12 protein-coding genes are annotated in these 14,569 nt (G+C 36.6%); 5 read left to right on the plus strand and 7 right to left on the minus strand.

Annotated elements, in window-relative coordinates; all coding sequences use genetic code 11:
• The first annotated feature begins 103 nt into the window (after positions 1-103).
• On the plus strand, positions 104-550 hold the full coding sequence (locus LC457_RS16545; protein WP_223600872.1) for a hypothetical protein: 447 nt from the start codon (positions 104-106) through the stop codon (positions 548-550).
• 112 nt (positions 551-662) lie between these two features.
• Here the strand turns inward: LC457_RS16545 and LC457_RS16550 are convergent, their stop codons facing one another.
• The 7 genes from LC457_RS16550 to recQ all read right to left on the minus strand — a co-directional run bounded on the left by LC457_RS16550 (position 663) and on the right by recQ (position 7,511).
• Positions 663-1,517, minus strand: a complete 855-nt coding sequence (locus LC457_RS16550; protein ID WP_223600873.1) for a DUF4476 domain-containing protein — start codon at positions 1,515-1,517, stop codon at positions 663-665.
• 121 nt (positions 1,518-1,638) lie between these two features.
• On the minus strand, positions 1,639-3,042 hold the full coding sequence (gene lpdA / locus LC457_RS16555; RefSeq protein ID WP_047374277.1) for a dihydrolipoyl dehydrogenase: 1,404 nt from the start codon (positions 3,040-3,042) through the stop codon (positions 1,639-1,641).
• Positions 3,043-3,172: 130 nt separating this feature from the next.
• A complete protein-coding gene (locus LC457_RS16560) occupies positions 3,173-3,559 on the minus strand; it encodes a cupin domain-containing protein (protein WP_223600874.1) in 387 nt (128 codons plus the stop codon).
• 46 nt (positions 3,560-3,605) lie between these two features.
• Positions 3,606-3,818 (minus strand): hypothetical protein, encoded by a 213-nt coding sequence (locus LC457_RS16565; protein ID WP_223600875.1) that lies wholly within the window; start codon positions 3,816-3,818, stop codon positions 3,606-3,608.
• A gap of 9 nt (positions 3,819-3,827) precedes the next feature.
• Entirely contained in the window at positions 3,828-3,950 is a 123-nt protein-coding gene (locus tag LC457_RS23415; RefSeq protein ID WP_262904082.1) for a hypothetical protein, read from the minus strand.
• 67 nt (positions 3,951-4,017) lie between these two features.
• On the minus strand, positions 4,018-5,097 hold the full coding sequence (locus LC457_RS16570; protein ID WP_223600876.1) for a glycosyltransferase: 1,080 nt from the start codon (positions 5,095-5,097) through the stop codon (positions 4,018-4,020).
• 209 nt (positions 5,098-5,306) lie between these two features.
• On the minus strand, positions 5,307-7,511 hold the full coding sequence (gene recQ / locus LC457_RS16575) for a DNA helicase RecQ (RefSeq protein WP_223600877.1): 2,205 nt from the start codon (positions 7,509-7,511) through the stop codon (positions 5,307-5,309).
• Between the two features lie 158 nt (positions 7,512-7,669).
• On the opposite strand from recQ, the gene LC457_RS16580 reads away from it, so the two are divergent.
• The 4 genes from LC457_RS16580 to LC457_RS16595 all read left to right on the plus strand — a co-directional run bounded on the left by LC457_RS16580 (position 7,670) and on the right by LC457_RS16595 (position 14,546).
• Positions 7,670-8,629: an SIS domain-containing protein gene (locus LC457_RS16580; protein WP_223600878.1), complete on the plus strand. Its 960-nt coding sequence runs from the start codon at positions 7,670-7,672 to the stop codon at positions 8,627-8,629.
• Between the two features lie 133 nt (positions 8,630-8,762).
• Positions 8,763-9,590: a twin-arginine translocase subunit TatC gene (gene tatC, locus LC457_RS16585; protein WP_223600879.1), complete on the plus strand. Its 828-nt coding sequence runs from the start codon at positions 8,763-8,765 to the stop codon at positions 9,588-9,590.
• A 227-nt stretch (positions 9,591-9,817) separates the two neighbouring features.
• On the plus strand, positions 9,818-12,778 hold the full coding sequence (locus LC457_RS16590; RefSeq protein WP_223600880.1) for a reprolysin-like metallopeptidase: 2,961 nt from the start codon (positions 9,818-9,820) through the stop codon (positions 12,776-12,778).
• 136 nt (positions 12,779-12,914) lie between these two features.
• Entirely contained in the window at positions 12,915-14,546 is a 1,632-nt protein-coding gene (locus LC457_RS16595; RefSeq protein WP_223600881.1) for a M1 family metallopeptidase, read from the plus strand.
• The last annotated feature ends 23 nt before the right edge of the window (positions 14,547-14,569 follow it).

A 14,569-nucleotide genomic window follows, 5' to 3' on the forward strand; every position in this document is an offset into this window, starting at 1 on the left:
TTGAAGATGCCAACCTAGTCAATCCCATTATAATCTTTTAATGACCTATTTTTGACCTTTTATAAAGCTTGTAAAACCTGTACATTTGAATAAAAAACGAAACATGAAAAAATATTTCATCCTATCTCTGCTTCTTTCCGTTATCTTTTTAAAAGCTCAGCTACTGGAGAAAACAGCATTGAATGTTTCTTACCGATATACCGGAAGAAATGTTCTGCAGGCAGGATTGGAATATAGATTCGGAAATAGCTATGATGGTTCTATTATCCTAGGCCCTTCTTTACTTTACACCCATGTTAACAATACAGATAAATTTATTCCGGAGATGAATGTCAACCTTCTCCGTGCTGGATTTTTAATTGGAATATCCGGCAATCCTTATTCATTGGAACCGAGAATAGGCATCTCATTATTCAATGCAGTATTTCTCAATACCGGTTATTCTTTCCCAATTCACAGAGAAAAATATTTTAAAGGAGTAACTTTTGGGATACAGTTGAATATTGCTCCGAAACATTCTAAGTTTTATGATAAACTGAAAATAATGTAAAAAATATGTTTTGGCTAAAGCCAGTGGGTTGATTGCAAAAAATAAACGGGCTAAAGCCCGTTTCTATTAAATATCAGATTTCTCAGAGTTTAAAATAACCGAGAAATATATTTTATAAATTAGAAATATAATCCATCAGTTCACGTTTACTGCTTTCAAAATCAAAAGTATCATATACCATAAAATATCTGTTTTTATCAACGCAGTTACGGTACATAGACTTGGCCAGTGCCAGCTTTTTATTATCAAAACTGATTGCTTTCACCAGATCTCTTATTTGTACGGAAGTAAACATTGTAGTTCGCATCTGCTGATTGATCATGGTTATTTTACCGTCATCAAAACTCTCATTCCTCATCATCATATCATAAAACTGGCGGAAAGAATTATCATCCATTACATTCCCCTGATTATATCTGTCTCCCGGTTGATTTCCGTAAGGATTGTTCCATACATCATTCCAGTCATTGAAGCCATATTGGCCCTGAACGGGATAAGAATCCAAAAGATATAAACCTTCATTAGTGAAAAAATCCAATACTATTCTGCTGTTATTACGAAGCATAAGAGTGGTCCTGTAAATCAGAAAACCATTTTCGTAGATTGAAATTGGCATTCTCCCTGATGACAGATCAAAAAATCTGTATTTTCCGGAACCATTTGCCATCATCTGGTCTCCAACTTCAATAGTAAAAAAGCCTTGTTCAGGAATTCTCAGAAAAACTTCCGCATAGCCGTAGTTTCTCTTCCATTGATAATTTGGACGGGTATTTCTGTTTCCCTGAGGAATATTATTGTTTCCGGATCTTGACTGATCGAAAGCTTTATTTCTTTCATTGAAACTTTTCGGAGCTTTCATTTCTGTGGTGGAAGCTTCATTTTTTAATAACTCACCTGCTTTTCCTGCTTCCTGAGCAAATGAGCTGATTCCTGCTAAAAGCATCCAACTGATAAAAATCTTTTTCATGCATTACATTTTCAAAAATCAATCTCCATTTTCATGCCAAAAAACACATAAAAAAGGCTGTCTCAAAAAGAAACAGCCTTTAATTTTAAATATTTAAATGATTAAATCTTTTAATCAATTATTACATATGGATTGGTCTTTTCCCTGTAGCATCCAATGCAGCTTCTTTAATTGCTTCTGCATACGTTGGGTGAGCGTGAGAACTTCTTGCGATATCTTCAGCACTTGCACGGAATTCCATAGCAATTACCCCTTCAGCAATAAGGTCAGCAGCTCTCGCTCCGATGATGTGCATTCCTAAAACCTCATCTGTTTTTTCGTCTGCAATAATCTTCACAAGACCATCTACATCACCACTTGCACGGCTTCTACCTAATGCTCTCATTGGGAAAGATCCCACTTTATAAGCTACCCCTTCTTCTTTCAGTTGCTCTTCAGTTTTACCAACTCCTGCAACTTCCGGCCAGGTATAAACAACACCAGGAATCAGGTTATAATTGATATGAGGTTTTTGTCCTGCCAATGTTTCAGCAACAAAGACTCCTTCTTCTTCAGCTTTGTGAGCAAGCATTGCCCCTTTGATAACGTCACCGATTGCGTAAATATTAGCTACGTTAGTTTGCAGGTGATCGTTTACTTTTACTCTTCCTCTTTCGTCAAGTTCTACCCCAGCTTTTTCAAGGCCAAGACCGTCTGTATATGGTTTTCTACCTACAGAAACTAAACAGTAGTCTCCTTCTACTACTACTTCTTCTCCTTTTTTATCTTTAGCAGTGATCTTTACAGTATCTCCGTTTCTTTCAACCGCAGAAACCGCAGTAGAAAGCATAAACTTCATACCTTGTTTTTTAAGAACTTTAGTCAATTCTTTGCTTAAAGCCCCATCCATTCCAGGGATGATTTTGTCCATAAATTCAACAACTGTTACCTGAGCTCCTAATCTTAGGTATACAGAACCCAGTTCCAAACCGATAACACCTCCTCCGATTACAACTAAATGTTTAGGAATTTCTTTAAGGTTTAAAGCTTCTGTAGAAGTAATCACTCTTTCTTTGTCTAAAGAGATGAAAGGCAATGCAGATGGTTTAGAACCTGTTGCAATGATTGTATATTTAGATTCGATAGTTTCAGAAGAACCATCGTTTTTTGTCACTTTAATCTGAGTAGCAGATTCGAAGCTTCCCACGCCTTCAAAAACAGTAATTTTGTTTTTGTTCATCAGGTAGCTGATTCCATCTGTATTCTGCTTGATCACTTCGTTTTTACGTTCGATCATTCTTGCAATATCCGCTTGCGGCTCATTGATGATAATTCCGTGACCTGCAAAATTGTGTTTTGCATTTTCGAAATGTTCAGAGCTGTCAAGAAGCGCTTTTGACGGAATACATCCAACGTTAAGACAAGTTCCGCCTAAAGTTGAATATTTTTCAATAATTGCTGTTTTGAAACCTAATTGTGCTGCACGGATAGCAGCAACATAACCACCGGGACCAGAACCTATTACGGTAACATCGAATTGACTCATGTTATTCTATGAATTTGTTTATTATTATCTATCTTAATTCTCACAAATTTACATATAAATTACCAAGCACCAAAGTGAGTTTTATCAATTTTAAAAATGATAATTATATGCTTTAGTTTTATGAAAAATGTTATTTTATGAATTTTATATTTTCTTCATTTCCTTCTTTGAGATAAATTGCTGTAAAGATCAGCGGTTTTTCTGCTGATGCATTATCAAAATGAAGAATTGTAGTATTTTTAGGCTCATAGAAAGCATCTCCTTCACGAAGAAGAACACTTTCCTGTCCTTCAATCTGAAAAACAGCCTCACCAGACTTTATGATTCCTACTACAGGACATGGATGCACATGTTTGGGAGCTGCCAGTCCTGCGACCATTGTTATTTCCTGAACTTCCGCCGATTTAACACTCTGATCAATAGCTGTTTTCAACAACTCTTTTCTGGAGATAGTCTTCTGCTGAGCAATCATTGCAACAGAATTCAGCATCAAAATAATAATTATAAATGGTTTCATTGATTTGGCTTTAATTTTAAGGCTTATTTTTATTAAGCATGAAACATTATAGAGTCAATTTTCCTTGTCCAAATGTACCCGTACTTTCAAAAAATGAACCTCCATATACATACCACTCAAGGCTTTCCAGATATTCTACTGCATTTTCAGGAGTTATCTGTGAACGATCTTTTTTTGAAACAATTCCTTTGTACCATCTTCCTGATTTGGAAAAACTTTCATATTCTACAAAATAATGAATCCATATTCTCTGACACAATTTGCATTGCTAAATAGAAACTTCTCCATATCTTCCGTTAGTATGATCTATACCTAATTCTGAACTTCTGAATTCAGTATAATTGAAGTCAGGTTTTTCACAAGCGCATCCTATTTTCGGGATTTTATTCATTACAATCTATTTTATCACCCCAAATCTAAGAAAATAAAACCCCATAAGACAAATAAGTGCAGTCCTGCTACTTCATTAGATCCAGCAATAGCTTTTCGTATTTATCCAAGATAATATTCTTTGAAAACCTTGATTTAATAGAGTTTCTTATAGCATCTCTATTGTAATTATTCTGCAGTACTTTTACAATCTGCTGGGCAAAACCATCATAATTTTCAATATTGGCAACTTCACCGTTTACATTATGCTGAATAATCTCATTGATTCCTCCGGGACAGTTGTTGGCAAGCGAATAAGTTCCACAGGCACCTGCTTCCAGGAGAACATTCGGGAATCCTTCATATCTTGAAGAGAGTACGAATAAGTCTGCATATTTCAAGTATTGGTAGGGATTATCCTGTCTGCCATGAAAAATCACTTTTTTTAATCCTAAAAGTTCTTTGGTCTGATGTAAGATATCTTTATCTTTTCCATCACCCAGAATATGAAGCATAATGTTTTCATTCTTCAGTCTGGAAAAAACCTTCAGCAGGTTATCAAACCCTTTTCTGGATGATAAATTGCCAATAGCCACTACATTTTTATAATTGTATTTGAAGCATTCCGGTTTTAAAGACAGAGCCATTTTATCTTCAATAAAATCAAAGTCTACAGGATTATTGATCTTGACAATTTTTTTCTTTTTAATATTAAAATTATCAACAAGATCTTTCATCATATCATCACTCTGCGCAATGATTTTCTGATAGTTATTGTAAAAATTATAGAAAAATTTAATCTCTTTACGGGTTACATGCTGAGTTACCACATTGGTTTCCCGGGCAATGAATTTTGTTCTTGGAAAAAGCTTTATGAATAATGATAAATAGGCATTTACTTCACCAAAACCAGAGAACACAATATCAGGTTTTCTTCTGTAGATTTCTCCTAAAATAGGTTTTAAAGAATGTCTTATTCTTTCAGTATTGATATCGATAATTTCGACATCTTTTTTCAGAAAATTCAAATATCCGCCTTGTTTGCGCAACAGCAAAATCTTGGGTTCAAACCAATCTCTGGAAAGATGGTTCGCTATAGTAGTAACAATCCTTTCTGCTCCCCCGGTTTCCAAGTCCGGCAGAATAAATATGACAGATATCTTTTTCATCAGTGTAAAGTTACTAAAAAGTTTGGTTATCTTTCAAGAATTGAAAGGATGAAAATTGTTGTTTTGGTGCTTATTAACAGAAATTAACTAAGCTTTAAAAGTTGATTGTATATTGCAGTTTACTACTGGCTTTACTTGATATAAAAATAAAGCAAACTCTTCTACCGAAAAGCCTGCTTTATTTAATTTATAATCAAAAATTTTTTTTTTTAATTCGCTACGTCACTGATGAATTTAATTCTAAGCATTCTCACTTCTTCATCGGACAATTCATCCCCGAATTCATCCAGCAACACCTTCATGCTGTCACTTTCAGATTCGTTCATGAACTCCATAAATCCGTCTACAATGTCTTCATCAAAATTATCTTCAATATAGTAGTCAATATTCAGCTTTGTACCCTGATAAACAATTCTTTCCATTTCTTTCAGAAGTTCATCCATAGAAAGGTTTTTAGCTCTTGCAATATCTTCAAGGTCAATCTTTTTATCGGTACTCTGGATAATGAAAACCTTGTGGCTTGATTTATTGGCCACCTGCTTCAATACCATATCCTGAGTACGTTCTATATTGTTGTCTTCTACATATGTTTTAATGTAATCAGCGAATTCCTTACCATACTTTTTAGCTTTTCCTTCGCCTACTCCATAGATTTTGGTAATTTCATCTACTGTAATCGGATACTGAACGGTCATATCCTCCAGACTTGGATCCATAAACACAGTATATGGCGGAATTCCATGTTTTTTGGCAACTTTTTTTCTAAGTTCTTTCAACAGATTAAAAAGATTCTGATCCATACCTCCGCCGGCCTGCTGCTGTACCTGATCGCTCTCAGCTTTTGCCTGGGTAAGGTCAAATTCTCTGTCTTCGGCGATTAAAAATACGTCTTTAGAAGTACCATTCAGGAATGTTTTTCCTTTTTCTGTAATCTTTAAAACCCCGTAAGTTTCAATATCTTTTTGTAAAAAATTCTGAACGGTTGCCTGTCTCAGGATTGTTTTCCAGTAATTATCTTTTTCTTCTTTTCCAAAGCCAAAATGAGAACTTTGCTCAAGCTTGTAGGATTTTGTCACTGCATTTTCTTTCCCTACGATAACGGAAATCAGATCTTTAGATTTGAATTTTTCTCCTGTATCACTGATGAGTTTCAATGACTTTTTTAAGTCTGCAGTGGCATCTTTTACTTTTGGCGGATTGGATGAGTTATCACACATATTGGCACCGTCTCCTTTTACAGGATCAAAACTTTCTCCAAAATAATATAAGATATATTGTCTTCTGCTCATTGAAGTTTCAGCGTAGCCTACCACTTCATTTAAAAGCTGCAATCCGATTTCTCTTTCTGAAACTGGTTTTTGAGCCAGGAATTTTTCCAGTTTTTCAATATCTTTTGGGTCGTAGAATGCCAGACAATGTCCTTCGCCTCCGTCTCTTCCTGCTCTTCCGGTTTCCTGATAGTAACTTTCCAATGATTTTGGGAAGTCGTAGTGGATCACAAAACGTACATCTGGTTTATCAATTCCCATCCCAAAGGCAATAGTTGCAACAATCACATCCACTTCTTCCATCAGGAATTTATCCTGATTTGCGACTCTCACTTTCTGGTCAAGCCCCGCATGGTAAGGAAGTGCATTGATTCCGTTTACCTGCAGGAGCTGGGCAAATTCTTCAACTTTTCTCCGGCTCAGGCAATATACAATTCCTGATTTTCCTTTATGTTGATTGATAAACTTAACGATTTCCTTATCTATATTGATTTTAGGACATACTTCATAATATAGATTAGGACGGTTGAAACTTTCTTTGAACACCAAAGCATTAGTCATTCCTAAAGTTTTCTGGATATCATCCTGAACCTTAGGAGTTGCAGTAGCCGTTAAAGCAATCACCGGTACATTGGCGATTCTGTCTATAATCTGTTTCAGGTTCCTGTATTCCGGTCTGAAATCATGTCCCCACTCTGAAATACAGTGGGCCTCGTCGATAGCAAAGAAAGAAATTTTCACATCTTTCAAAAAATCCAGGTAATCATCTTTTATTAATGATTCAGGAGCTACATACAGAAGTTTGGTTTTTCCGCTTTTGATATCGTCAAAAACCTGCTTGGTCTGCGTTTTGTTTAATGAGGAATTCAATACATGTGCTACCCCATCATCAGATGAAAGGCCGTTCACTGCATCTACCTGATTCTTCATCAACGCTATCAAGGGCGAAACGACGATTGCCGTACCTTCCGAAATAAGTGCCGGAAGCTGATAACATAATGATTTTCCACCACCTGTAGGCATTAAAACAAATATATCCTTCCCATTCAATAGGTTGTCTATAATTTGTTCCTGCTGGCCCTTAAATGTAGAAAACCCAAAATACTTTTTCAATTCGCCTGATAAATTGGCTTTTTTTGCGCTCATCTAATTTTCTATTGCTAAATTTGCATCACACCCAAAGTTATAAAAATTCTGCTTAAAATAAAAGCGAACGAATTTATAAAAAATAAAATTTATATTAAATATTCTTTTTAAAATATAACGTTTTTAAAGAACTTTTTTGTATACCTTATCATCATAAAATGGATAGAACCAACATTATATCAATTGCAAAAACCACTTTAGAAATAGAGATTTCTGAACTCGAAAAATTAAAAAACAGAATTGATGACCAATTTGCACAGGCAGTAGAGATCATCAACTCGGCAAAAGGAAAGCTTATTGTAGTAGGAATTGGGAAATCAGCCCATGTAGGAAATAAAATTGTAGCTACTTTAAACTCAACGGGAACCCCTTCACAATTCCTGCATGCTTCAGAGGCTATCCATGGAGATCTGGGAGTGATTCAGAAACAGGATGTTGTTTTATGTATCTCAAATTCCGGAAATTCACCTGAAATTGCGAACCTGGTTCCTTATTTAAAAGATTATTCTTCCGCTTTGATCGGAATGACGGGAAATAAAAAGAGTAAACTGGCTGAGTTTTCTGAAGTTATTTTAGATACTCATGTTGACGTTGAAGCCTGTCCGAATAAACTGGCCCCTACCAGCTCTACCACAATCCAGATGGCTTTGGGAGATGCTTTGGCTGTTGCTTTAATGGAGTTGAATGATTTCAAGGCTAATGATTTTGCCAAATTCCATCCCGGAGGAAGCTTAGGAAAAAACCTGACTTCTAAGGTAGAGCAGTTTCTTTCTTCTCAAAAACCCCAGGTTGCAGAAGATTCATCAATAAGAGATGTCATTATCTCAATCAGTGCATCAAGCCACGGAATCACAGTTGTAACTAACTCGGATCAGATCATTGGTGTCATCACAGACGGAGATTTGAGAAGGATGCTGATGAAAGAGGAAGATATCAGTAAGGTATTGGCTAAAGATATTATGTCTGCCCATCCAAGAACTATTGAGAAAGATGCGTTGGCCAAAGAAGCCATGAAAACGCTGAAAGAAAACAATATCGGACAGCTTATTGTAACGGAAAACGGAAAGTATTTCGGGATTATAGATCTGCATAAACTGCTGGACGAAGGGATTAATTAGAAAATAAAATCCAAAATTTAAAGATTAATAAGTGAAAGATGATTGCAGATCAAGAGTAAAATTTAACTAATAATCTGCAGACGCTTACTTCTGTCATTTTTTTTATAAATTTGCGCTTTAAAAATTGTATTCTGTGAGTGATGGTAAAGACATGTCCTTTCTTGGGCATATAGGAGAATTAAGAGGGCATCTGATCCGTTCGATTATTGCTATCATAATTGCGGCTTTTGTGGTTGGTTTCAATATCAACTGGATTATGGACCATGTTTTTTTTGGGCCTACCAGAAATGATTTCCCAACCTTCAGAATTGTAAATCATTTTTCAAGAATGATTCTTGGAGAAGACAGTATTCACCTTCCCAAAGACTTCCCTGTTCGTGTACAGCGATTGTATCAGCAGTTCAATGTAATGATGGCAGTTTCTATTTTTGGAGGAATGGTAGCAGCATTTCCTTATATTGTATGGGAATTGTGGCGTTTTATTGGTCCCGCTCTACACCCGAGAGAAAGAAAGAATTCTATTTATATTATTAATGCGGTATGGATTCTTTTCATGACCGGAGTGATGTGTGGTTATTTTTTAATTCTTCCGTTTGCGGTTAATTTTGGGGTGATCTTCAAGATTTCAGATATTATTGTTCCGCTTTATGACTTAAGTGATTATACCACTTTATTTTTACAGGTAGTTTTAGGAATGGGCGTTATTTTCCTTTTTCCGATTCTGATCTATTTCCTTACCAGCATCGGAATTCTTACGCCAATGTTTATGAAAACTTACCGTCGCCACGCTATTGTTTTGATTATGGTAGTTGCTGCAATCATTACCCCGGCAGATGTTTTAAGTATGCTGATGGCCGCATTCCCACTGCTTATTCTATATGAATTCAGTATCATGATGTGTACATTCACTTATAAAAAAGTACAAAAAAGCAACGGAAATCTTCCGGCAGTACAGAAATAACCGGTATTTTTACTAATAAAAGCTTAAGCGCTACTGTTCACCCGAATGGTAGCGCTTATTTTATATAAAAATATTAACCTTAATTATATTTATTCTTAATTTAATTTAAAACAATGATAGAATTAAACTAATAATATAAAGTTGGGAACAATTAACTCCGTATTAGTAATATTTTTTTTAATAAAATACACTATCTTTAAAAAATTCAACTACAATCAATAAAAAATATGAAAAAGAAAATTATTTTTGTGTGTGCACTGGCTTTAAGTTTAGGCGGTTTACAGGCACAACGCTGGGAGCCGGTCTCGGAGAAAATCACACCGGTAAGAAAAGAAGTTAAAGTAGAATATGCCTACAAGTTTGATCTTTCTGCATTGAGAGAACAGCTGAAAAATGCTCCTGAAGCAGGAAAGGGAGGAAATCCTGTTACTGTTTCTATCCCAACAGCAGACGGAAGAATTGAAAGATTTTCAGTGTACAGCTCTCCTGTAGTAGAAAAGTCTATGGCAGACAGATATGAATTGGGAGCCTATTCCGGTATCGGATTGGATAATCCGCATAAGCAAATCCGCTTCAGTACTGCACCCAACGATTTTCAATCTATGACATTCGACTCTGATACCGGGAAATACGAATTTATAGAGCCTATCAATAAAGAAAAGGATGTATTTGGTGTCTTTTTCAAATCCAACAAATCTCATGAAGATCCTTTTGAATGTAGAACTGCTGAGCCTGAGAAGGCAAAGAAAGACATGAATAAACTTCTGAAGTCAAAAAATGTCTTAAACGGACTCGGTAATGTTAATAAAAGTAATGAACAAAAATACAGAACCTATAGAATTGCAATCTCTGTAAACGGTGAATACACTCAACTTGCCGGAGGTGTTCCTGGAGCCGCAGCCCGTATTAATGCTACAATGAACCGTGTAAATGGTGTTTTTGAAAAAGATTTTGGAATCCATATGATTGTACAGGATCTTCCACAGCTTATATTTACAAATCCTGCAACAGACCCTTACTCTACTGTAATTACTAATTCAAACGGAACCTATAGTGCTCCCGGTGCATGGAATCTGCAGCTTCAGCAAACACTTTCCAATACTGCTGGTGTAGGTAACAATGCCTATGACATAGGACATTTCTTTGGCCACAGAGGTGGCGGCGGAAGTGCCGGAGATGTAGGAAACGTATGCAGAAATCCTGCAAGCAATAATGATGCGACTTCTAAAGGTGCAGGAATTACTTCACCTTCTACTCCGGATCAGCCTTTCGGAGATAATTATGATATAGATTTTGTAGCTCATGAAATCGGTCACCAGTTCGGTGCTGCACACACAATGTCTATTGCCTTGCACGGTGCCCATATGGAACCAGGATCTGGATCCACTATTATGGGATACGCCGGTATTACCAATTATAATGTTCAGATGCATTCTGATGCTTATTTTCATACCAAAAATATTGAAGAAGTAGGAGCTTATGTGAATGCTCAGGATTGTGGTACTATTACAGCAGTAGCCAACACACCTCCTTCTATACAGCCATTGGTTAATAAAATGATTCCTAAAGGAACGGCTTTTGTACTGACAGCTTCTGCTGCAGATGCGCAAAATGATCCAATGACTTACACATGGGAACAGTATGATCTGGCTACTTCTACTTTTGGACCAGTAAGTGCAACCAGAAATAATGGTGCAAACTTCAGGTCTCTAATGCCTACAAACTCCCCTACCCGTTATTTCCCTAAATTGGCAAATGTTCTTAATGGCACTCTTACCAGTGCTGTAGATTGGGAAACAGTATCCAACATACCAAGAACTATGAATTTCAAGGTAACGGTGAGAGATAATAACCCGGACGCTGCACAACAACAGACCCAAAGCAGTCTGATGAAAGTGGATATAGGAAATGAAGGACCTTTCAAAGTAACTTCAACTACGGTTTACAATAATACTCCTGGAGCTGTTACCTGGGATGTGGTAAACACTAATAATGCGCCGTATAATGTACAGAACGTTAAATTAGACTATACTACAGATAATGGAACTACATGGACGGTAATTAATGCTTCCACCCCTAATGACGGAGCTGAGCCGTTTTCGTTCTCTTCTTTAGCAACGGGTGCCAGTGTAAAGATAAGAGTAAGCGCCATTGATAATGTATTCTACGCAGTTGGAAATGCCACAGTTTCCGCATCTGCAAGTGCCTGTACAACGTCTGCCCCGGCAGGTATTACGGTAACAGGTATTACAAGAACCTCAGCATCTGTAAACTGGACAGCTTTAGTAGGAGCAACATATTCTGTAATGTACAGAAAAGTAGGAACGGCAACATGGACTACTGTTCCTGTTTCAACAAACTCTTATAACATTTCAGGTCTTACAGAATCTACTCAATATGAAGTACAGATAGCCAATGTGTGCGGATCTTCTGTGGGTTCTTATTCTGCATCAACGAATTTCACAACGGCTTCATTTGCTAAATGTTCTATAACCGGAACAAATGCAGCTGACGAATATATTTCCAATGTGACGGTAACTCCTTCGGGAATGAACCCTGTCTCAAATAGCAGTGCTAATACACCATACACAGACTACACTACGGATCCTACAAAACTGATCACCCTTATGGCAGGATCTTCAGGCAACAATGTAAGCATTACAAAAGCATGGACAGGTTCACAGTATAATGATGGGGTAACAGCATGGATAGATTTCAATAAAGACGGAGTATTCTCTTCATCTGAAGTAATCTACACCAGCGCACCTAGCATAGCAACTCCTGTTTCAGGTTCATTCTCAGTACCTGCAGATGCTTATACCGGAGGAAACGTGATCATGAGAGTTGTATTGGGATATGAAAGCCAGCCAAGCAGCGGATGCAGCAATCAGCAATATGGTGAGGTAGAGGATTATCCGGTACTTATCCAGCAGCAGCTTTCAACCAGTGAGACCGTAAAAGATAAGAGCTCAATTCAGATCTACCCTAACCCGGCCAGTGATGTATTAAATGTAACTCAGATTTCATCTAAAGCTCAGTTTATCATTACCAATATGGCAGGTCAGAAAGTAATGAACGGTCAGATTAATGATAATAAAATCCAGGTTTCAAAATTAAGCACTGGAGCTTATATTATTTCAATTGAAGATAAAGGAACCAGTACGAACCTTAAATTCATCAAAAAATAAAAATCTAATAAATTTTTACAGCCCGGCATTGACCGGGCTTTTTTATGCCTTGCCAAAATCTATATTTTATTGCATTTCCGGTATGTGCTATTGATTTAATTTTATACTTTTGAAAATATTATTAATAAAAGTTTAAATGAAAAAGTTGTCATATACCCTGTTATTTGCATCAGGACTTGTTTTCGGACAGTTCTTTGAAAAGGGTAAGGTTTTCACCAAACAGGATACTTTAAAGGGCTCCAATACTGAATTCAGGAATTTTTGGGATGTCAAAAAATATGATCTTTCCGTAGAACCTGATTTTGAGCAGAAAAGCATTAAAGGAAATAATATCATCAGCTTTGAGATAATCAAAGATGTTACGAATCCTGTTTTCCAGATCGACCTTCAACAGCCGATGAAAGCTGATAAAGTGGAAGGAAGCTTTCCTATTGCCAATTATAAGCAGGACGGAGACTTCATTTTCATTACTACGAATAAAAAATTCAAAAAAGGCGAAAAATATACCATCAATGTTACGTATTCCGGAAAACCTACCATTGCTAAAAACGCCCCATGGGATGGCGGATGGGTTTTCACTAAGGATGAAAAAGGAAATCCATGGATGACTGCTGCTGATGAGGGAATAGGAGCTTCCATATGGCTTCCTACCAAAGATATCTGGAGCGATGAACCTGATAACGGAGTTATTATGAAAATTGTCACTCCTAATGATCTGGTAGGTGTAGGGAACGGCAGACTGACTGATAAAAAAACAACCGGCAGTAAAACCACTTATACCTGGGAGGTTAAAAACCCTATCAACGCCTACTCCATTATCCCGAGTATAGGAAAATATGTAAATTTTAAAGATGTATTTGAGGGTGAAAAAGGAAAGCTGGACCTTGATTATTGGGTTATTGACTATAATCTGGATAAGGCAAAAAAACAGTTTCAACAGGTAAAACCTATGCTCTCCGCGTTTGAATACTGGTTTGGTCCATATCCGTTTTATGAAGATTCATACAAACTTGTAGAGTCTCCTCACCTTGGTATGGAACATCAGAGTAATGTAGCCTATGGAAACAAATATCAGAACGGCTATCTGGGAAGAGATCTTTCAGGGACAGGTGTTGGGTTAAAATGGGATTTCATCATTATTCATGAAAGCGGCCATGAATGGTTTGCCAATAATATTACAGCAAAAGACCAGGCTGATATGTGGATTCATGAAAGTTTCACCAACTATTCCGAGACTCTTTTTACGGAAAAATATATGGACAAAAAATCTGCTGAAATCTATGTTCAGGGGATCAGAAAAGGGATAGACAATGACGTTCCTATTATCGGCCAATATGGAGTAAGAAATGAAGGCAGCGGAGATATGTATCCGAAGGGCGCCAACATGATTCATACGATAAGACAGGTGATTAACAATGATGAAAAGTTCAGACAGATTTTAAGAGGTTTGAATAAAGATTTTTATCATCAGACGGTTACCACCCAGCAGATTGAAAATTATATTTCATCAAAATCCGGCATTGATTTCTCAACTGTTTTTGATCAATACTTGAGAACAATAAAAATACCAACTCTTGAATACACTCAAAATGGTGATACTTTAAAGTTCCGTTATACAGATGTGGTAAAAAACCTGAAATTACCTATCATCATCAACGGTGATCAGACTATAAATCCAACGGAAGAATGGCAGACCGTAAAGCTTAAAAAGAATAGCCCGGTTGAATTCAACCCCAACTATTATATCAATTATTACAATAATAAATAAAGGAAAAAGGCAAATTTGTACAC

The sequence above is a fragment of the Chryseobacterium sp. GVT01B genome (assembly GCF_019970045.1).
Classification (GTDB): domain Bacteria; phylum Bacteroidota; class Bacteroidia; order Flavobacteriales; family Weeksellaceae; genus Chryseobacterium.